Origin of the sequence: Bacillus sp. FSL L8-0152, assembly GCF_038006365.1 — a bacterium.
Taxonomy (GTDB): Bacteria; Bacillota; Bacilli; order Bacillales; family Bacillaceae_G; genus Bacillus_A; species Bacillus_A cereus.
Map to the genome: position 1 here is coordinate 1343222 of NZ_JBBOVB010000001.1, position 19019 is coordinate 1362240.

Here is a 19019-nt window from a genome sequence, read left to right on the forward strand (position 1 = left end):
GTGAGGTTAAAACATGAACAAACTACACTTTAAAGAAGTTGAATTAGAAGAATTAAATTCAAAAACTGACATCATTTACTGGGCTACAGGAGCAGTTCTTGTTGCGGGTCAAGTAATAATAATAACTTGATTTCTGTAGTTAAATATTGATGATTTATAAAATAATAATTTTCAGAGGTATCAACTAGAAAACCAGGGGGACGAACTAATGATTGGAATTTCGTGCATAATTGAAGAAAACGGTTTATTTAAAAATATCAATGAAGGTAATGCAAAAGAGCTATTTTCTGCTGAAGCCAAAGATATACACTTTGATAAATTTGATTTTGAAAATAACACTTTTATTGATTTTGTTGACTATCTAGACTTTCAAGAATACCAAAAGTATATATTTTTCGTTGGTGGGAGCTTGCAAAGAATATATAAATTAGTTCAATTTTTAGAAACTGAGTTAGAAGAAACAGATTTTTGTATAGTCGATGATAATTTAGAAGTAAAACATGGGGATTTTGAATTGATAGACATGTTACAGCCGTTAAAAGATATGTTCCAACTAGAGAAAGAAAAGGCTAAGTTGTCTCACATGCAATATTTAAGAAATGGGTTAATGACATTATTTTCAGGCGTATATCCAGCTGTTATTAATAAAAGAATGCTAAAACATCTCTATGTAGAAAATTGTAATGTCATTCAGAATATCGAACCAGATGTGTATTATAACATGGCTGTAAACAGTTCAATTTTTATTGATCAATCTAGTGAAGAAATTGAACTAAATAGCAATGACTTGAAAGACATACCTAACATTATATTATTAAATAATTCTGTTCCGAGTTTTCAAAAAGAAGATTTGACGTCATTAGATGTAGAAGAGTTAGAAGAATTAATAAGCAAGTTTAAAAATTCAGGTGTTATTGATAACAAAGAAAGTAAAAAAGCGATTTTTGATTACGCAACTATGACAAAGACTAGTACAAATAATAGATTGTTTGTCTATTCTGATGGGATTTTTAATGATTACTTGAAAGAAAATATAATTTCAAAAAACATTAAGCTTCATTACTTTGATATTGTTTCAAAATATCAAAATAATGAAGAACAAGATAAAGTAGAGGCGATGATTAAGAACATCATTCCGATGATGTTTAATTTGGCAGCATCATTTAAAGGTGGGGCAACTACTTTTACTACGCCTTATACGAAGAACAAACTGGATCTAGTAGTAGATTCAATCGTTGAGTTCAAATTAATTGGAATTCAAAATAATAGAGGTTGTTTTGTTTATAATATCCGCACTAATAAAGTTTTTGAAACGGATGAAACGTTCCTTGAAATTTTAGAAGCCGATCTTAAAAATAACCAAAGCTACCTAAAAGATCGCTTCAAAGAGCAATATGATGCAATTATGAATGAATATAAGGGGTTGGTGGAACATGCATAGTAAGTATATATTTGGCCCCTTTTTACGAAAAGTTAAAAGAGGAAACGTGGAAATTTCGGATGATATTTATTCAGATACTCACTTCGCTGATTTTTATAACCGCTCGATAAATGAAAAATTTGAAATAAATGATTTAGATTTCTATAGAGAGAAAATCAATAAGGAAGATGTAGTACTAGAAATAGGATCAGGTAATGGTAGGGTATTTAATGTTCTATCTAGAGAAGGTGTCAATATTTACGGGATTGAACCACAATTGGAAATGATTAAATATATCGACACTAGTTACAGGGATAAGATTTTTAATATTGGTATAGAGGACCTGGAAACGATTAAAGGTATTAAATTTACAAAAATTATTATACCAGCCACGACTGTTTCTTTATTTTCAGAAGAACAATTTAAAAGCTTTTTAATTAAAACAAAAGATTTATTGGATATTCATGGCTCCATCATTTTTGATTTCCTTAAACCTTCGTGTATAAAAGAAAATTGTGATAAAGTTTTAAATTTTAAAACAGATGATAGTGTGTTTTTTGTAAGTAATGCCATTATAGAAAATAAATATGTTTTAAATATATTTATGGAAGGAAATGGTATTAAAAAAGTGGGATATTCAGTGAAAAATCTACACACTATTGAATATTTTGAGAAAGTCTCTGAAGAGTTACATTATAAATTAAATATATTATATAGCGGAGAAAATATATATTTCTTGGAGTTGGAAAATTGTGAAGAATAATACCTATGTTGTTCCAATGGGGGATATTACGCAATCCCCTTTTTATAATATGATAATCGAAGAAGCTAAAGATAGTTTTTTACTAGATACAAATGGAAAAAAATATTTAGATCTTAGAAGCGGTTTATGGAATGTTTCATTGGGATACAAGGAAGAGTTATACCAAAGAATTTCATCTCAATTTAATGAGTATTTACAAAAATCATTAACTTTTTTAGATATCCATGCATACAATCATCCTTTGTATAATGATTATAGTAATGCCTTGCTACAGTTTATTAATGAAAAAGATTCTGCGTATACTAAAGTTTTTTTTACAAATAGCGGTTCGGAAGGAACAGAGTTAGCAACAAAGGTTGTAAGACATTTAAACAACAAAGATAAAAAAATTATTACGTATGATAAAAGTTATCATGGTACCTTTTTTGCAGGGGTATCAGCTAGTGGATTAGATGAGAAAATTACGGAAGATTATCAACCAAAACTAGATGGATTCTTAAGTGTAAAAACTCCTCAAAATCGTGATGATGAAGATCATGTGTTGAATTTTATAGAGGAAAATCATCAAAATATATCTGCTTTTTTATTTGAACCTATTATTGGTTCAGGCGGAGTGTATATTTTTAATAAAGAATTTATTAAAAAACTACACAGCACATTAAAAAAATTCAACATACTACTAATTTTTGATGAGGTGGCAACAGGTTTTTATAGAACGGGCAATCGCTTTTTCTTTAAAGAATTAGGGGTGACGCCAGATATTTTAATTTTGAGTAAATCGATTAACAATGGAATTCTCCCATTTGGAGCAGTCGTAATTTCAAAAGAAATTGAAGACGCTCTCAAAGGTAAGCATATCGAGCATTTCTCTACTCAAAACGGAAATCTGCTAGGGGTACTATCAGCAAAAGTTACATTAGATTACATTTTAGAAAATGAGACAAGTATTATTAACAATGTTCGAGAAATCGAAAATATAGTAACAAATACGCTAAAGATGAAAAATATTGCATACACGGGTGTCGGGGGAATGTATTCGATTCCTGTGAATGATCCAATTAAAACTATGGAAATAGTTAACGGATTAAAGGAGCTCGGTATTTTAGTCTATCATTACATGGATAATGAAGAAGGTAATGGTATTACACTATTTCCTACCCTTTTAATAGATACGAAAGCATTTTCAAAAGCTATGAAAATAATTGCAAAGAGGGTATTGGTTTGAAAGAAGTAAATAACTTAAATGTTTGCAATGTAAATCTTGAATACCACATAGACGACTATGTTTATATATATAACCCTAAGAATGAGAGAATGATACAAGCGGATCAGAATACACTAGAGTATCTTAGGAGTTATAATACTGAAACAAGCGAAAAAGTAGAAGGTTTAGAAAGATTTTTACATGGCAAAAAAAAATACAATCTATTAAATTTTAAATTGCTAAAACTAAGTGTAAGTACAAAGGGATTTGAGACGTTATATAAGATCGAAAATATGAAGATTTTCAAATACTTATTCGTCTGTTTACTTTTATTTTTTGCAATTACATTTCCTGTTGTAGTGAAAAAGGGTTATACGATCTTCAATAGTGGTGCAATGAACTTTAATGTATATCATTTGATATACATATACGTAGCACAGTTGTTTATCGTTTCGTTCCATGAATTTTCGCATTATTATACTTACAGGAAATATATTAGATCTGACAAAATGCGTTTTGGAATAATAATTCGATATTTCTTTTTATTATTATTCTTTACAAATGTTAATTATATGAGGACGCTAGATAAGAGGAAAAAAATAGAAATCATGTTATCAGGTGTTATGGGACAAATGATTTTAGGAAGTCTATTAGCTATAATGTATCTTTTGTCAAGTTCTGACGTGATATTATACATATATATTACTAATTGTATAATTATATTTACTAATATGATGCCATTTTTAAAGTTAGATGGTTATTGGATTATAAATCAAATGATAGGTTCAGAAGATTATATGAATAGTTTCAAACAATTTATATTCAAACGACAAAAGATAAAATCTTCTGAGTTACTACTCGGACTAGTAAATTGTATTCTCATAGCCGCAGTTATTTTAAGTGGTGTTTATTGGGTATTCGATGTTGTAAGGAGAGGAATAATTTGAGTGGTAATATACTGATACTAGGCGCAGATGGATATATTGGTAAAGACTTACAAGCGGTAATAGATGATGCCAAGAATATATACTGTATCGATAAAACGTATAAAGAAAAAGTATTGAAAGATACCAATAAAGTCTATTTTAATTTAGATGTTAGCCAAGAAGAAGATATTAGATTTTTATCCGATTACTTAGAAGAGAACAATGTAACAATAGATGGTGTTATCAACCTAATCGGGGTTAATACGTTATCTAATTTTTATAATGTGACAAATGAAGCGTGGGATAAAACATTTGATATAAATATTAAGAGTTTTGTATTTTTACTCAAATCCATTTATAGCTCACTTTCACACCGCGTTTCAATTGTAAGTGTAGCTTCACAAAATGGTATAGTGGCACATGAGGATAGAATTGCTTATGGTACATCAAAGGCAGCGCTGATTCATTTAACAAAAAATTTAAGTATTGATTTTTTGAAGGATCAACAGAGAGATATTAAGGTGAACTGTGTGTCACCGTCCTATATTATCAATAATAATAACGAAAGCTATTTGAAGTCCTTTGAAGGAAATAAGTTATTAAAAAAGATTCCATATAGGAAATTTGTTGAAATTTCAGATGTTACAAATGTCATCTTATTTTTAATGTCTGATAAAAGTGATGCCATTAGAGGGCAAAATATTGTGGTTGACTATGGATATACAATTGTATAAATAAATCATCTTGGGAATTAAGGATGTGGATAATGAGTTTACTAATTAAAGATTTAACAAAGAAATTTGACGAGCATGTTGCAGTGAATAATTTGAATATCGAGATACCAAAAGGTGAAATATTTGGATTCTTGGGCGGGAATGGAGCAGGTAAAACGACTACATTTCGAATGATACTTGGCCTTTTATCGAAATCAAGCGGAACCATTTCATGGAATGGTAAGCCTATAAATTATGATGTAACGGATAAGATTGGGTATTTACCCGAAGAACGTGGGCTTTATGCGAAAATGACTGTCAAAGAACAAGTTAATTTTTTTGCAAAATTAAAGAACATGAAAAGTAAAGATGCAGAAAAAGAACTTCACTATTGGCTGGAGCGTTTTAATATTACTGAGCATCTGAACAAAAAGGTAGGAGAACTTTCTAAAGGGAATCAGCAAAAAATTCAGCTGATAACAGCGATTATACATAAGCCTGAACTTTTAATTTTAGATGAACCATTTAGTGGTTTAGATCCAGTAAATGTTGAAATGTTAAAAGAAGCTGTTCTTGATATGCAAAAACAAGGGGCGTCGATACTTTTTAGTTCACATCGTATGGAACATGTGGAAGAGTTATGCCAACACATTTGTATCATGCACAAAGGAGTACCTGTTGTTCAAGGAGATATTGCCAAAATTAAAAGTGAATTTGGTAAAAAGAATGTTGTAATCGTTGGCGATCATGACTTTGATCATTTGAAAGAAATAAAAGGTGTAGAAAGTATGAAGAAACGTAAAAATGCAGTTACTCTTAAAATTTCATATGAAGAAGTTTCGCATGTTTTATTTAAAGAGATAACGAAATTAGGTTTTGTTAAAAAATTCGCAGTAGAAGAACCTACATTAAATGACATCTTTATTGAGAAAGTAGGTGCACAGCATGAATAGTTTCTGGACGATTTTTTTACAAAACTATAAATCTAAGGTAAAAGCTACATCATATATTGTTATTACAATCATGATTTCTATGTTAATTATAGGAATGATGAATTTTGAAAAAATTTATAACTATTTTGTAGGTAACGAGGAAGAGCAAGTTGTCGTTGTTACAGAAAAAGAAGAATTATATACAACAATTCAACAAGTGTTTAAAAATGTCGATAGTAAGATACATGTTAAACATAGTACGGATAAACAAAAAGCAGAATCAGGTGTTAAAGATGGTAATTATACATATGCAATCGTTGTAGAGGAATTGGATAATAAGCAACTAAAGGCTACGTATATAACTGAGACAGATACAAATCAGCAAGATGTTAGTAAGGTTCAAACGATTTTATCTCAAATACAATCTTCTAATTTCGCGCAGCAATTAAATCTATCACAAGATGAATTAAAGGTGTTAACAATGCCAGTAGAAATTCATACCAAAACTATATCAGATAAGGTTAAAGATGGAAAACATACAGAGGGTGTAGGGATTTTAATTAATACCTTTATCATGCTAAATTATTTAATGATATTATTGTATGCTGCACAATTAGCTACAGATGTTGCAACAGAGAAATCTTCTCGTGTCATGGAGTTAGTTGTTTCAAGTATTTCGCCTACCAAACATTTATATGCGAAGCTATTTTCAACATTATCAGCAGGTATTACGCAAATCATAATTTGGTGTTCGGTCGCAACTGTTGGGTATAAAACATCAGTTAATGATTCGGAAAATGATATTTTAAACAGTATTGATTTTAATTCTATTGCTCCTACTTTAGTGGTGTATGGGATTCTATTCTTCACATTAGGATTCTTATTATATGGCTCATTATCTTGTCTACTCGGCTCTATTATTAGTCGTATAGAGGAATCTTCTCAAGCTGTTATGCCGTTAACATTTATGTTAATTGCTGCTTTATATATCGCACTTTATGGAATGTCAAATCCAAGTAGCACGGTTGTTACCATTACTAGTTATATACCTTTCTTTACTCCTATTGTTATGCTCGTTCGAATTGGATTCCTCAATATCCCAGTATGGGAGATTGCGCTTGCATTAGCGATTCTAATCGCAACAATATGTATGATGATTGGTTTAACGAGTCGTGTTTACCGCGGTGGCGTATTATTATATGGTAAAGGCGCATTTAGTAATATCAAAAGGGCAATCAAGTTAGGGGAAAAATAAGATTGGTTTATTCATATTTAAAAAGACTACATAGTTAATCTATGTAGTTTTTTGTTGTTACGATAATTTTTATATATAAATTATCGTATTAAGCTATTTTTCAAAGAGAACTTTAAAAAGATCCCAAAAGAGAGTAAAGAATCGAGTTCTGGCGAACAACGCAGAGCGATGATTGATATAATTTATGTTTTTCTCCAAAATGAAGACAAGAAGTAGGGGGGGAATTTAGTTTTAATAATAATCATTTATTTGCTACATAAAGAAAACCCCTTGAATATCAAGGGGTTTTTCCTATGATCCCGACTGGCCTCGAACCAGCGACCGCCACCCTGTCAAGGTGGCGCTCTCCCTGCTGAGCTACGGGATCCCAACTATAAATGTTACCATCAGCAATGTGTTTTCATTTCATTCGTGTAATTGGAGGATTTGTATAATTTATTGAATATTGTAACATTTGATGTATTCCTATAATAGCAACAAACTTTAATAGTGTAAAGATGTAATTTTCTGAATGTTATCATTCCAATTTGTATATAAAAAATAAGCCCCGAAGAGCTTATTTCAATAATAATAATATCACTGCAATTATCAATGATATCATCAAAAATACAAGTATAAATAATGGAGCTCGTTCATGAGCTATCTTCCTGTAAGTGTCATTGAAGCTGTATAAATTGTATCTACAGAACCGTCAGCATTTGTAATTTTAACTTTGTAACGATATTCCCCGTTTTCTGGAAGTTGTCCACCCCAACCAGTTGTATTGTAAAATTCTTCGTTTGTTCCAGCTGGTAATTCGGAGCCGAAATTGAAGTCAGTTTCATAGTAACCCCAGCCACTTGCCCATTTCTTTTCAATAGTTACACGATAGCGCACATCTTCAGCTCTATCATTTGTGATTTTTGCAATCATATTTTGGCCGTAGCTGTACTCTGTAGCGTGTAATTGAATTGTGAAACCATTCAACGTTTCGCTAGGACCACAAATATAACGACAGAACTCGCTTGCTCCGTCAGCATTTGCCTTCGGTGTATCAATGTTCATAGCTGTTAAACCGCCTAAAGTTAAAGCTCCTGTTAATAATACTTTACCAAATGCTTTCACTTAAAATTCCCCCTAAGTATATTTTCAATTCGTTCGATAGATATCACATTAAGTAGTTTTATAACATTAATCTAATCGAACACTTTTTTCCTCGAGTGCATTCGCTATGAATCTTTCATCTTGTAGTAATCTAATCTCTACATAAAATTTCATAGTTTTGATTCCATATATGTATCATGATTTACATAGAACAAATCTGTTAATACGTTTTGGTTAATTGCTTATCCCACTACTTTTTATTACCTTTTATTGGTAAAACATTGGTTTTATTATATACCATTATTATCTATTTACAAGAGAAAATAATCCTGTATGCAAAAATGCATAATAAAAACCACTACTTGTATTCTGAATTACAGAATACAAGTAGTGTTGGGTTTCAATTAATATTTAATTGGAACCTAATGCTAATTTTTTATGTTTAACAGTATACATATATCACTGTTTTTTTTAGTCATAATTGATAAAATTTGTTCAGGGGACGCTCTTCCTGTTGAGCTATGGGATCTTTAAAAGGGAAAGTATAAGCGATTATGAGAGTAATGTATGAAGGGATAATGATGAGAAGCGAATTTAGTAGAAAGTAGTCTTTGGATGTAGAGGTTATATTATTTCCGATACCAATCGAAAGGACCTTCATCACTCAAATCAACAAGAAAAGGTAACAAGAAGTGTAAAGGTAAGCTTATAAGTTCTGGCATAGCGTTCACTGTTTTCTTTGATAGATATTGCCTCCCAAAACAATACGGACAATCTTTTTCAAATGCCAAGAGTATCGACCATACGTCTTTTACTTTCCATTTCGTTTTACAATACGTACAACGCGCCATTGAGTTCCTCCTCAGTTTAAGGTGTTTTCTAATATATTCTACTTTATTGTACGAAAGTCATTTGAATTTGATGTGGTAAAATGCAAAACAAGCCTAACCTCGTTCTACATTCAGGAAGGGGCTAGGCTTGTTTTAATTCCGTTCAAAGTCTCTTTGTATCAGGCTGTTTATACATTGCCTAGATAGCTTCGTGTTAAATTCGGGAGAATAATTTTTCCGTTTTTACTGTATTTTTCGAATAGCTCTGATAGGAGAAAAATAAAATTTTTATACTGTTCGTCATTTTCTTTCGGAGCATAAGATGCTGATAAATTCCTTCCCAAAAACCCTTCATAATCAAAAAGTAAATCATTTTGATATTCTTTAAAATCATACTTTCCATCTTTAAAAAAGTTGTTAAATACTTCTGGAGTTTCATCTATTCCACCGCTAAAGCCTTTAAAGTTTGGACAGGTTTTCTGGCAAATTTCTGCATTCTCTTTAATAAGTGGACTAGTTAAACCTCTACTATTCCAAACAAGTGCAACATTTGCTTTTTGTTTTAAAATTCGTTGGCATTCGATTTTGAAAGCCTCTTTATCAAACCAATGAAATGCTTGGGCAACAGTTACTAAATCTACACTATTTTCTTTTAAAGTGGTATTTTCAGCAGTTGCTTTTATGGATTGAAAACGAGAATATAGTTTTAACGATTGCTCAGCCATCTTTCTCATATCATCATTTGGCTCAACTCCAATAACATGTAAACCACTTTCAAGCAGCTGGTGGCTAAATATCCCCGTACCTGAACCAATATCAGCCACAATCCGATTTCCTTTCAGTTGGTTAGCTGAAAGCAAGTAATCAATATATTCATTAGGATAACTAGGGCGATATTTTGCATATATATCGGCCCTGTCAGTAAAATTTTCTGTTGTTTTCACAGTACTACCTTCTTTCTTACGATATTATGTACAGAAATAGAAATTAAATATGAATTCCGGCATCAGTCTCTAAGTCTACAACTTAAGAGTCCAGCTAAATAGAAAGCCTCAGTTTCTTTATTCAAATATCCTTTATCCGTTTAGTATACTATTTTAGATAATATCTTCCAAAAGACTAGAATGGCTTACTCAATTATGTTTTAAAGTGTATATTTTTATGGATTTATTTAATAATTTATGAGCGATTGTATGTCGTATTACGTTTACGTAGGTAAGAGATTTTCATTTTTGCTATTTAAATTGGCCAATATATCCTTTTTACAATTTACTGAAAATCATGTATAACAGAGATACATGATTATTTTATCTCGCTATTTGCGGGCAGTAAGATCCCTTACCTCGAAATTTAGCAAAAGTAAAGAAGTTAGGTTGGGGTCGGGATGGCCGTAAAAGTCCGATTGGTGAGGGTTGATGAAAGTTTCACTTTATAAATATTCAGAAGTAGAGGGAGAAAAGTTGTAATGGTAAGAAAAACGTTCAAGATGCGCGTGTCTAAAAATAGAACGATTTCGATTAATGGCTCGATTCTTGATGTGGATGTTACACATGATGAATTTTTACAAGAGTTTGTTGAGTGGGTTGATTCTAAAGGTTGGTCGTTTATGGGGATAACCGATGAGATTACGCCCGAGGAAGCTAGTCAAAAGTTAATAGATTCGTTGATAGATGAGAAGGATAAGAAAGAGTAATTCCTTCTTATTTTTATTGTATATTTATGTTCTTTATCGTAAAAATATGATATAGTAAAAAATAGTGAAAATTCTTCCAGTTTAATACAAATTACATATGATTGGTAGATTTCTTATTTTGTTAGAGGAGTAAATGGAAAAGGGAGAGTCATATGGTAAATTTTAAGAAAATTTTGGTTTTTATTACAGTTATTTGTTTGTTTTTGTTGACACCTATGACATTGCGTGCTGAGACGAATATTGGAGTAAATCCAGAACAAGTTGCACCACCACCTGCAGAAGGACCGAATGTTTTTAGTCAGTTTGCAACGACAATTGATGCGAAAACAGGAGATGTTATGTATGACAAAAACGCATATCACCGAGCATATCCTGCTAGTACGACGAAGGTGTTAACAGCGATTTTACTCATGGAGCATACAAAGCCAGAGGATCAATTTACATTTTCACAATTAGCATTAGATCAAGAGAAGAGTAATTATCAAATTGAGTTTCAACCTGGAGAGACAATTAATAGAAATACTGCGCTTATGATTTTAATGGTGCTGAGTGCGAATGATGTGTCGTATGCGATTGCGGAGCGGATTGGCGGGAGTGTTGAGAATTTCGCTAATATGATGAATGAGAAAGCGAAGCAATTAGGGGCGAAAGATAGCCACTTTGTAACACCGAATGGACTGCATGATCCGAACCATTATACGACGCCGTATGATATGGCTATGATTACGAAGGGTGTGCAAAAGTATCCTGAAATTTTACAAGCGATGAATACGAAAAGAACGACAGTTACGACGTCTAGGCAGACGGTGTCTATTTTTAATAAATCTAATTTTTTTGAAAATCCATATAGCATTGGCGGTAAGACAGGGTTTACGAATGAAGCGCGTAATACGCTTGTTTTATTAAATGAGAAAGATGGAAACCGTATTATAAGCGTAGTAATGGCTTCTCAAAGACCTGAAATTTATGAAGATTTGAAGCAGATGGCGGAATATTCTTTCGGTCAATTTACGAAGCAAATGGTGCTGGATAAACATAATTGGCATCAAAAAACAACATATTTAAATAAAGATGTTAATTCTGAGTTGGAACAAAGTGCGGAGCTTATGCTTAAGAAAGATGAAGGAAAAAATGTGAAAACTATTTTCCGGGCGGCTTCATTAGATAAAGAATCTTTATATCATAAAGGAATACATCGTGGTGAGGTAGTTGGTGCAGTTGATATTACGAAAAATAATCAAACAATTGCGACGGTAAATGTTCTTTCAACAGAAGATGTCACTTTTGCGATGCCTAAAAAAGATACAACTATGCCTGAAGTAAAAGACTCAAATGTTAAAGTAATAAGTGTTGGGATAGGTGCGATTGTATTATTTGGAGCAATTTTATATGTAGTGTTGCGCCGAAATACAAAAGGAATGAAATCAGAAGGTAAATAAATTACTAATAAAAAGATTGTGTGAAATTTTGGCACAGTCTTTTTTTTATACTTTAAATAACTAATAATTGTAAATTTTCTTATTGCAATAACTTAAAGTTCGTTATATCATTTACTTGTGTTCTTGTTAAAGAACATAATGGATATTGCATACTTCAAATAATATAAAACAACGGAGAGGGAGAGAGACGATGAAATTAATTTGGAAGGTAATTAGCAACGCGATCTCATTTGTTTTATTTGCATTGATGGTTTTTTTAGCTTTTGTAGTTATTTCTTCAAAAGCGAGCGGTGGTGATCCGACAGTGATGGGATATCAATTTAAGAGCGTTCTTTCAGGATCAATGGAGCCGACGTTTTTAACAGGATCAATCATTGCAATAGAACCAAACAAAGATGGTTCTAAATATCAAAAAGGTGATGTTATTACCTTTAAAGAGAAAGATCAAAAAATTATCACTCACCGTATTATCGGTGTGAAAGATACAAATGGAAAAGTAATGTATGAAACAAAAGGGGATAACAACAACGGACCAGATTTAGAGCCAGTACTTGCAGAAAATGTAGTTGGAAAGTATGCAGATATTACAGTTCCGTACGTTGGTTATTTACTGAATTATGCGAATTCAAAAGCGGGAGCAGCATTACTTCTTATTATTCCAGGAGTCTTTTTACTTGGATATTCCGCGATTTCTATTTTTGGGGCTATTCGTAGCATTGACGGAGAAAAGAAAGATAAAAAAGTAGAACAATCCGTCTAGTTCGTTTGGTTATACTTTCCGTTTAGGAAGTTAACAAATATATATATATTAAGGGGATATGGACATGACTTTAAAGAAAAAATTAGGAATGGGTATTACATCAGCAGTACTAGGAGCAGCGTTAGTTGGTGGAGGAACATTTGCATTTTTCAGTGATAAAGAAGTGTCAAACAATACATTTGCGGCTGGGACACTGGATTTAGCATTAAATCCATCAACAGTTGTTAACGTATCGAATTTAAAACCTGGGGATACAATTGAAAAAGAATTTAAACTAGAAAATAAAGGCTCTTTAGATATTAAAAAGGTTTTACTGAAAACAGATTATAATGTAGAAGATGTAAAGAAAGATAATAAAGATGATTTTGGTAAACATATTAAAGTAACATTCTTAAAAAATGTAGATAAGCATGAGACAATTGTGAAACAAACCACTTTAGATAAATTAAAAGGTGACACACTTACAGCTGTAGATAATGATTTATCGGCTTGGTTCTGGGATGAAAAAGGTATTTCAGCAGGTAAATCTGATAAATTCAAAGTGAAATTTGAGTTCGTTGATAATGGAAAAGATCAAAATCAATTCCAAGGCGATAAGTTACAATTAAATTGGACGTTTGATGCACAACAAACAGCAGGTGAAGAAAGATAATAACAAAAAGGGCTATCACATGGATAGCCCTTTTTCTATTTTTCTAGTATTTGTCTATCAATTTTAATAGTTCTTTACTATAATATAGATAATGTTCTGTATAAAGAACGTAATGTTCGATGGGAGAGATTAAGATGCTGAAAAGACCGCGTAATTTTAAAAAGATGCTTATATTGCCGTGTATGTGTTCTATTACGTTTTATTTAGGATCTCAAATTATGACGCATACAGAAGCGGCGTTCATTCATGAAACGAAAGTAGAAGCGACGTTTTCTACAGCAATTATATTTCCGAAAACAGTTAATACGTTAAAAGAGCAATCTGAGAAACATAAACAGTTTATTGAGCGTGAGTATGGAACGATGAAGGGAAAATCGAAAGCAACTTCTATTGAAGAAATAAAACAGGCGATTTCTGTATGGCAACAAGGGCGTGAGAAAATTGTTGCTGAGAAGGAAGCTCTGCAAAATGTATATACTGAAATAGAAGCTCCTTACAATCAAATACAAGAAGAATTAAAGGTAAATAAAGATGAGTCGATGCAGCAAGTGTCCGTATATGTAAATGAAGGCTTTCGCAGTATCAAAGAGAAACGTGACTATATTGAGAAAGAAATTAGCTTGAAAGCTATTGATGAGCAAATTCAGGCTCTTCAGCAACAATTAAACGTTGCAATTGAAGCGGAAGGACAAAAGAAAGTAGAAGAACAGAAGAAAGTAGAAGAACAGAAGAAAGTAGAAGAACAGAAGAAAGTAGAAGAACAGAAGAAAGTAGAAGAACAGAAGAAAGTAGAAGAACAGAAGAAAGCCGAAGAACAGAAGAAAGTAGAAGAACAAAAGAAAGTAGAAGAACAGAAGAAAGCCGAAGAACAAAAGAAAGTAGAAGAACAAAAGAAAGCCGAAGAACAGAAGAAAGTAGAAGAACAGAAAAAAGTAGAAGAGCAAAAGAAAGCGGAAGAACAGAAAAAGCTAGAAGAGCAGAAGAAAGCGGAGTAACTGCTTTAGTGAAACAGTCAGAAAACAAGAATGTGGTGTAAGAGAGAGTGAACGAATAAGTAAGACTAGTAATATTTATACGAGTGTGAGGGAACGTTAGCCCTCACTTCTTTATTTTTCTTTTTTCTTATAGTATTAAATGATTTGAGTGTGAAAAAAGATATAAATCATCATTCGTTTTTCTGAAAAGTCTAAATAATATTGAGAAATAAAAATAACTGAAAATATTAATAAATATGTGTTGTGTTTATATAGGTTTGTTCGTTATAATGAACATAAGGTTTTTAAAAAAGAACACATATTAGCTAAGCTAATATAGTTTTCTTTACATCTCTTATTGAAAAATAAGTGATAAAAATATAAAAAAAAGCTAGGGGGAATTGATTGTGAGTCTGAAAAAGAAATTAGGTATGGGAGTTGCATCAGCAGCATTGGGGTTAGCTTTAATTGGTGGAGGAACATTTGCATTCTTTAGCGATAAAGAAGTATCAAACAATACATTTGCAGCTGGGACGTTAGACCTTACATTAAACCCTAAGACGCTTGTAGATATTAAAGATTTAAAACCAGGGGATTCTGTTAAGAAAGAGTTCTTATTACAAAACAGCGGTTCGTTAACTATTAAAGACGTTAAATTAGCAACAAAGTATACTGTTAAAGATGCAAAAGGTGATAATGCTGGTGAAGACTTTGGTAAGCACGTTAAAGTAAAATTCCTTTGGAACTGGGATAAACAAAGTGAGCCTGTATACGAAACAACTTTAGCAGACTTACAAAATGTGGATCCAGATCTTTTAGCTAAAGACATCTTTGCTCCTGAGTGGGGAGAAAAGGGTGGATTAGCAGCTGGTACAGAGGATTATCTATGGGTGCAATTTGAATTTGTAGATGACGGAAAAGACCAAAATATCTTCCAAGGTGATACATTGAATTTAGAATGGACATTCAATGCTAACCAAGAAGCTGGGGAAGAAAAATAATAAAAAAGCGGGTATTCCCGCTTTTTTTTATAAAGAAAAAGAAGTGCTGGTTGTAAGCACTTCTTTCTATTATTATTTTTGATTTTGCTTCCACTTTGTAAATTCAAGAAATTCACGAAATTGTTCTTTGGAGACACCAGAGTTCATTGCATCTTTAACGAGTTGTGTCCATTCGGAGTCTAGGTTAGTTTCCTTTGTTGTTTCATCATGAAGTAAAGTATCAACTGGAATTTGTAGAACTGCTGCGATTTTTTCAAGAAACTGAATGGAAGGGTTTTTTTGTAAATTTCGTTCTATAGAACTAATGTAAGATTTAGCAACGCCAGCTTTTTCGGCAAGTTCAGTTAATGAAATACCTTTTTGTAAACGAAGGCGTTTTATACGTTCTCCAATCATATTTGCGCACCTTTCTATCAATATGTAGTTGTCTTATGATGTCATTATTATAACATAAACTTCGTTAAAAAGAACAAACCTATTGAGCCTGACTGGATGGCTTCATACGTTGGAAAAATTGCTCAATGTCTTGCATGGCGATACCGGCATCTAGAGCTTCAAGTATTAAATCAATCCATTCTTGATCCAGTGCGTCTGTCTTATCTTTGTACAAATGTAATTCCTCCCTAATTATCGGTCATAATTGCTGCTACAGAATACATGATAATGCAATCGGATTTTGTGTTTTATATAGTGAATTATCAAATATTTTGTAGATGAAACAAAGATAAAATCCCCATTAAACTCCCTCTATGGAAATTATAAATTGTTCGATAAAAACTTTCAATATTTTCAGAAAACATTGTTGAATTGTGATATATTCGTATGCTAACTATGAAATTTTTACAAATATATTAAAAACATTACATAATATGACTAAATATTGAAAAAATATTGAATTTTTAATAAAATTCAATTTGTAATACATATTATTTATTAGGGGAGGAAATATGGGATGAACAAGAAACCGTTCAAAGTTTTGTCATCAATCGCTTTAACAGCTGTATTAGGCCTTTCATTCGGAGCTGGCACTCAATCTGCATATGCTGAAACACCTGTGAATAAGACAGCTACGAGCCCAGTCGATGATCATTTAATTCCAGAAGAACGTTTAGCAGATGCACTGAAAAAACGTGGGGTAATTGATTCTTCAGCTTCAGAGAAAGAAACAAAGAAAGCTGTTGAAAAGTATGTAGAGAACAAAAAGGGTGAAAATCCTGGGAAAGAAGCAAAAAATGGGGATCAACTTACGAAAGAAGCATCTGACTTTTTAAAGAAAGTGAAAGATGCGAAAGCAGACACGAAAGAAAAACTAAATCAGCCAGCAACAGGGACACCTGCAGCGACAGGCCCAGTTAAGGGTGGTCTAAATGGTAAAGTACCAACTTCTCCAGCAAAGGGAAAAGAATATAACGGTGAAGTTCGTAAAGATAAAGTACTCGTTTTACTTGTAGAGTACGCTGACTTTAAACATAACAATATTGATAAAGAACCTGGTTATATGTATACTGACGATTTTAACAAAGAACATTATGAAAAAATGTTATTTGGTAATGAGCCATTCGCATTAGAGGATGGTAGCAAAATCGAAACGTTTAAACAATATTACGAAGAGCAATCTGGCGGTAGTTATACAGTAGACGGAACAGTTACAAAATGGTTAACAGTTCCTGGTAAAGCTGCTGATTACGGTGCAGATGCTGCTACAGGTCATGATAATAAAGGACCAAAAGGACCACGTGATCTAGTAAAAGATGCATTAAAGGCAGCTGTAGATAGCGGTCTTGATTTATCACAGTTTGATCAGTTCGATCAATACGATGTAAATGGTGATGGAAATCAAAATCAACCTGACGGTTTAATCGATCATTTAATGATTATTCATGCGGGTGTTGGACAAGAAGCTGGCGGTGGTAAATTAGGTGATGATGCAATTTGGTCACATCGCTGGACAGTTGGACCAAAACCATTCGCAATTGAAGGTACACAAGCGAAAGTTCCATATTGGGGCGGAAAGATGGCAGCATTCGACTACACAATTGAACCAGAAGATGGCGCAGTTGGTGTATTCGCGCATGAATATGGTCATGATTTAGGTCTTCCAGATGAGTATGATACAGACTATACGGGTCATGGTGAGCCAATTCAAGCTTGGTCTGTTATGAGTGGCGGCAGCTGGGCGGGTAAAATCGCTGGAACAACACCGACGAGTTTCTCACCACAAAATAAAGAGTTTTTCCAAAAAACAATCGGTGGTAACTGGGCAAATATCGTAGAAGTAGATTACGAGAAATTAAATAAAGGTATCGGTCTAGCAACATATTTAGATCAAAGTGTTACGAAATCTAACCGTCCAGGTATGATTCGTGTTAACTTACCAGATAAAGATGTAAAAACAATTGCACCAGCATTTGGTAAACAGTATTACTACAGTACAAAAGGTGACAATCTTCATACAACGTTAGAAACACCACTGTTCGATTTAACGAATGCAACGAATGCGAAATTTGATTTCAAATCGTTATATGAAATCGAAGCAGAGTATGATTTCCTTGAAGTACATGCTGTAACAGAAGATGGTCAAAAAACGTTAATTGAAAGACTTGGCGAGAAAGCAAATAATGGAAATGCAGATTCGACAAATGGAAAATGGATTGACAAATCATATGATTTAAGTCAATTCAAAGGTAAAAAAGTAAAATTAACGTTTGAGTACATTACGGATGGTGGTTTAGCATTAAATGGTTTCCTACTTGATAATGCTTCATTAACAGTGGATGGTAAAGTAGTATTCTCTGATGATGCAGAAGGTACACCACAATTAAAATTAGATGGTTTCGTTGTATCTAGCGGAACAGAGAAGAAAAAACATAATTACTACGTAGAGTGGAGAAACCATACTGGATCAGATAGCGCATTGAAATTTGCTCGCGGTCCAGAATATAACTCAGGTATGGTTGTATGGTATGCAGACTCAGCTTACGCAGATAACTGGGTTGGTTTACATCCAGGACATGGTTTCCTTGGTGTAGTTGATTCTCATCCAGAAGCAATTGTAGGGACTTTAAATGGTAAACCGACAATTGAAAGTAGTACACGATTCCAAATCGCTGATGCTGCATTCTCATTCGATAAAACGCCAGCTTGGAAAGTTGTATCTCCAACGCGTGGAACGTATACGTATGATGGCTTAGCGGGTGTACCGAAATTTGATGATTCGAAAACGTATATTAATCAACAGATTCCAGATGCAGGACGTATTTTACCGAAGCTTGGTCTGAAGTTTGAAGTAGTAGGACAAGCTGATGATAATTCTGCAGGTGCTGTTCGTTTATATCGTTAATACTGTGAAACTACCGAGAGATTTTCTTTCGGTA

The 19019-nt window shown here is 32.7% G+C and carries 19 protein-coding genes and 1 tRNA gene; 14 read left to right on the forward strand and 6 right to left on the reverse strand.

The window, feature by feature from the left end; all coding sequences use genetic code 11:
- Positions 1 to 208: 208 nt before the first annotated feature.
- The 7 genes from MHH27_RS06795 to MHH27_RS06825 are packed head-to-tail and all read left to right on the forward strand — an operon-like array spanning position 209 to position 7213.
- Positions 209 to 1441, forward strand: coding sequence for a hypothetical protein (locus tag MHH27_RS06795; RefSeq protein WP_098842188.1), 1233 nt, complete (start codon positions 209 to 211; stop codon positions 1439 to 1441).
- Positions 1434 to 2183, forward strand: coding sequence for a hypothetical protein (locus MHH27_RS06800; protein ID WP_075677552.1), 750 nt, complete (start codon positions 1434 to 1436; stop codon positions 2181 to 2183). The genes MHH27_RS06795 and MHH27_RS06800 overlap by 8 nt, the downstream gene beginning before the upstream one ends.
- Positions 2173 to 3408, forward strand: a complete 1236-nt coding sequence (locus MHH27_RS06805) for an aminotransferase class III-fold pyridoxal phosphate-dependent enzyme (protein WP_088115510.1) — start codon at positions 2173 to 2175, stop codon at positions 3406 to 3408. Before MHH27_RS06800 ends, MHH27_RS06805 begins: the two co-directional genes overlap by 11 nt.
- Complete coding sequence (locus MHH27_RS06810) at positions 3405 to 4334, forward strand: peptidase M50 (protein WP_075677548.1); 930 nt, start codon at positions 3405 to 3407, stop codon at positions 4332 to 4334. Before MHH27_RS06805 ends, MHH27_RS06810 begins: the two co-directional genes overlap by 4 nt.
- A complete protein-coding gene (locus MHH27_RS06815) occupies positions 4331 to 5047 on the forward strand; it encodes an SDR family oxidoreductase (RefSeq protein WP_098836229.1) in 717 nt (238 codons plus the stop codon). Before MHH27_RS06810 ends, MHH27_RS06815 begins: the two co-directional genes overlap by 4 nt.
- 32 nt (positions 5048 to 5079) lie before the next feature.
- Positions 5080 to 5979, forward strand: a complete 900-nt coding sequence (locus MHH27_RS06820; RefSeq protein ID WP_340942021.1) for an ABC transporter ATP-binding protein — start codon at positions 5080 to 5082, stop codon at positions 5977 to 5979.
- Positions 5972 to 7213, forward strand: a complete 1242-nt coding sequence (locus MHH27_RS06825) for an ABC transporter permease (RefSeq protein ID WP_043936735.1) — start codon at positions 5972 to 5974, stop codon at positions 7211 to 7213. The genes MHH27_RS06820 and MHH27_RS06825 overlap by 8 nt, the downstream gene beginning before the upstream one ends.
- Positions 7214 to 7507: 294 nt before the next feature.
- Here the strand turns inward: MHH27_RS06825 and MHH27_RS06830 are convergent.
- From MHH27_RS06830 to MHH27_RS06845, 4 genes are all read right to left on the reverse strand, one after another.
- Positions 7508 to 7580 (reverse strand) — tRNA-Val (locus MHH27_RS06830).
- Positions 7581 to 7852: 272 nt separating this feature from the next.
- Positions 7853 to 8317, reverse strand: coding sequence for a hypothetical protein (locus tag MHH27_RS06835; protein WP_090975860.1), 465 nt, complete (start codon positions 8315 to 8317; stop codon positions 7853 to 7855).
- A gap of 608 nt (positions 8318 to 8925) precedes the next feature.
- Positions 8926 to 9147, reverse strand: coding sequence for a hypothetical protein (locus MHH27_RS06840; RefSeq protein WP_098836228.1), 222 nt, complete (start codon positions 9145 to 9147; stop codon positions 8926 to 8928).
- A 167-nt stretch (positions 9148 to 9314) separates the two neighbouring features.
- Entirely contained in the window at positions 9315 to 10070 is a 756-nt protein-coding gene (locus MHH27_RS06845; RefSeq protein ID WP_098851124.1) for a class I SAM-dependent methyltransferase, read from the reverse strand.
- Positions 10071 to 10591: 521 nt separating this feature from the next.
- Between MHH27_RS06845 and MHH27_RS06850 the strand changes: the two genes are divergently transcribed.
- The 6 genes from MHH27_RS06850 (at position 10592) to calY (ending at position 15645) form a co-directional block, all read left to right on the forward strand.
- The gene (locus tag MHH27_RS06850; RefSeq protein WP_000251856.1) at positions 10592 to 10819 is read left to right on the forward strand and encodes a hypothetical protein; all 228 of its coding nucleotides are present in this window, start codon (positions 10592 to 10594) and stop codon (positions 10817 to 10819) included.
- Positions 10820 to 10971: 152 nt separating this feature from the next.
- Entirely contained in the window at positions 10972 to 12258 is a 1287-nt protein-coding gene (locus MHH27_RS06855) for a D-alanyl-D-alanine carboxypeptidase family protein (protein ID WP_016513126.1), read from the forward strand.
- Positions 12259 to 12448: 190 nt separating this feature from the next.
- A complete protein-coding gene (gene sipW / locus MHH27_RS06860; protein ID WP_000767802.1) occupies positions 12449 to 13018 on the forward strand; it encodes a signal peptidase I SipW in 570 nt (189 codons plus the stop codon).
- Positions 13019 to 13082: 64 nt separating this feature from the next.
- Positions 13083 to 13670: a CalY family protein gene (locus tag MHH27_RS06865; RefSeq protein ID WP_000172852.1), complete on the forward strand. Its 588-nt coding sequence runs from the start codon at positions 13083 to 13085 to the stop codon at positions 13668 to 13670.
- A gap of 134 nt (positions 13671 to 13804) precedes the next feature.
- Positions 13805 to 14665: a DUF4047 domain-containing protein gene (locus tag MHH27_RS06870; RefSeq protein WP_340942034.1), complete on the forward strand. Its 861-nt coding sequence runs from the start codon at positions 13805 to 13807 to the stop codon at positions 14663 to 14665.
- Positions 14666 to 15051: 386 nt separating this feature from the next.
- Entirely contained in the window at positions 15052 to 15645 is a 594-nt protein-coding gene (gene calY / locus MHH27_RS06875) for a biofilm matrix protein CalY (RefSeq protein ID WP_000053715.1), read from the forward strand.
- A 72-nt stretch (positions 15646 to 15717) separates the two neighbouring features.
- On the opposite strand, the gene MHH27_RS06880 is transcribed toward calY, so the two are convergent.
- Together MHH27_RS06880 and MHH27_RS06885 are read right to left on the reverse strand one after the other, a co-directional pair.
- Positions 15718 to 16041, reverse strand: coding sequence for a helix-turn-helix domain-containing protein (locus MHH27_RS06880; RefSeq protein WP_000578885.1), 324 nt, complete (start codon positions 16039 to 16041; stop codon positions 15718 to 15720).
- Positions 16042 to 16120: 79 nt separating this feature from the next.
- Positions 16121 to 16255, reverse strand: a complete 135-nt coding sequence (locus MHH27_RS06885) for an anti-repressor SinI family protein (protein WP_000276219.1) — start codon at positions 16253 to 16255, stop codon at positions 16121 to 16123.
- 342 nt (positions 16256 to 16597) lie between these two features.
- On the opposite strand from MHH27_RS06885, the gene inhA1 reads away from it, so the two are divergent.
- Complete coding sequence (gene inhA1 / locus MHH27_RS06890) at positions 16598 to 18985, forward strand: M6 family metalloprotease immune inhibitor InhA1 (RefSeq protein ID WP_098235222.1); 2388 nt, start codon at positions 16598 to 16600, stop codon at positions 18983 to 18985.
- Positions 18986 to 19019 lie beyond the last annotated feature (34 nt).

Bases quoted from the DNA above. Each gene is read 5' to 3' on its own strand.
- MHH27_RS06795 (WP_098842188.1), top strand. From the start codon at position 209: ATGATTGGAATTTCGTGCATAATTGAAGAAAACGGTTTATTTAAAAAT.
- MHH27_RS06800 (WP_075677552.1), top strand. From the start codon at position 1,434: ATGCATAGTAAGTATATATTTGGCCCCTTTTTACGAAAAGTTAAAAGA.
- MHH27_RS06820 (WP_340942021.1), top strand. From the start codon at position 5,080: ATGAGTTTACTAATTAAAGATTTAACAAAGAAATTTGACGAGCATGTT.
- MHH27_RS06825 (WP_043936735.1), top strand. From the start codon at position 5,972: ATGAATAGTTTCTGGACGATTTTTTTACAAAACTATAAATCTAAGGTA.
- MHH27_RS06840 (WP_098836228.1), bottom strand. From the start codon at position 9,147: ATGGCGCGTTGTACGTATTGTAAAACGAAATGGAAAGTAAAAGACGTA.
- MHH27_RS06850 (WP_000251856.1), top strand. From the start codon at position 10,592: ATGGTAAGAAAAACGTTCAAGATGCGCGTGTCTAAAAATAGAACGATT.
- MHH27_RS06855 (WP_016513126.1), top strand. From the start codon at position 10,972: ATGGTAAATTTTAAGAAAATTTTGGTTTTTATTACAGTTATTTGTTTG.
- sipW (WP_000767802.1), top strand. From the start codon at position 12,449: ATGAAATTAATTTGGAAGGTAATTAGCAACGCGATCTCATTTGTTTTA.
- MHH27_RS06865 (WP_000172852.1), top strand. From the start codon at position 13,083: ATGACTTTAAAGAAAAAATTAGGAATGGGTATTACATCAGCAGTACTA.
- MHH27_RS06870 (WP_340942034.1), top strand. From the start codon at position 13,805: ATGCTGAAAAGACCGCGTAATTTTAAAAAGATGCTTATATTGCCGTGT.
- MHH27_RS06880 (WP_000578885.1), bottom strand. From the start codon at position 16,041: ATGATTGGAGAACGTATAAAACGCCTTCGTTTACAAAAAGGTATTTCA.
- inhA1 (WP_098235222.1), top strand. From the start codon at position 16,598: ATGAACAAGAAACCGTTCAAAGTTTTGTCATCAATCGCTTTAACAGCT.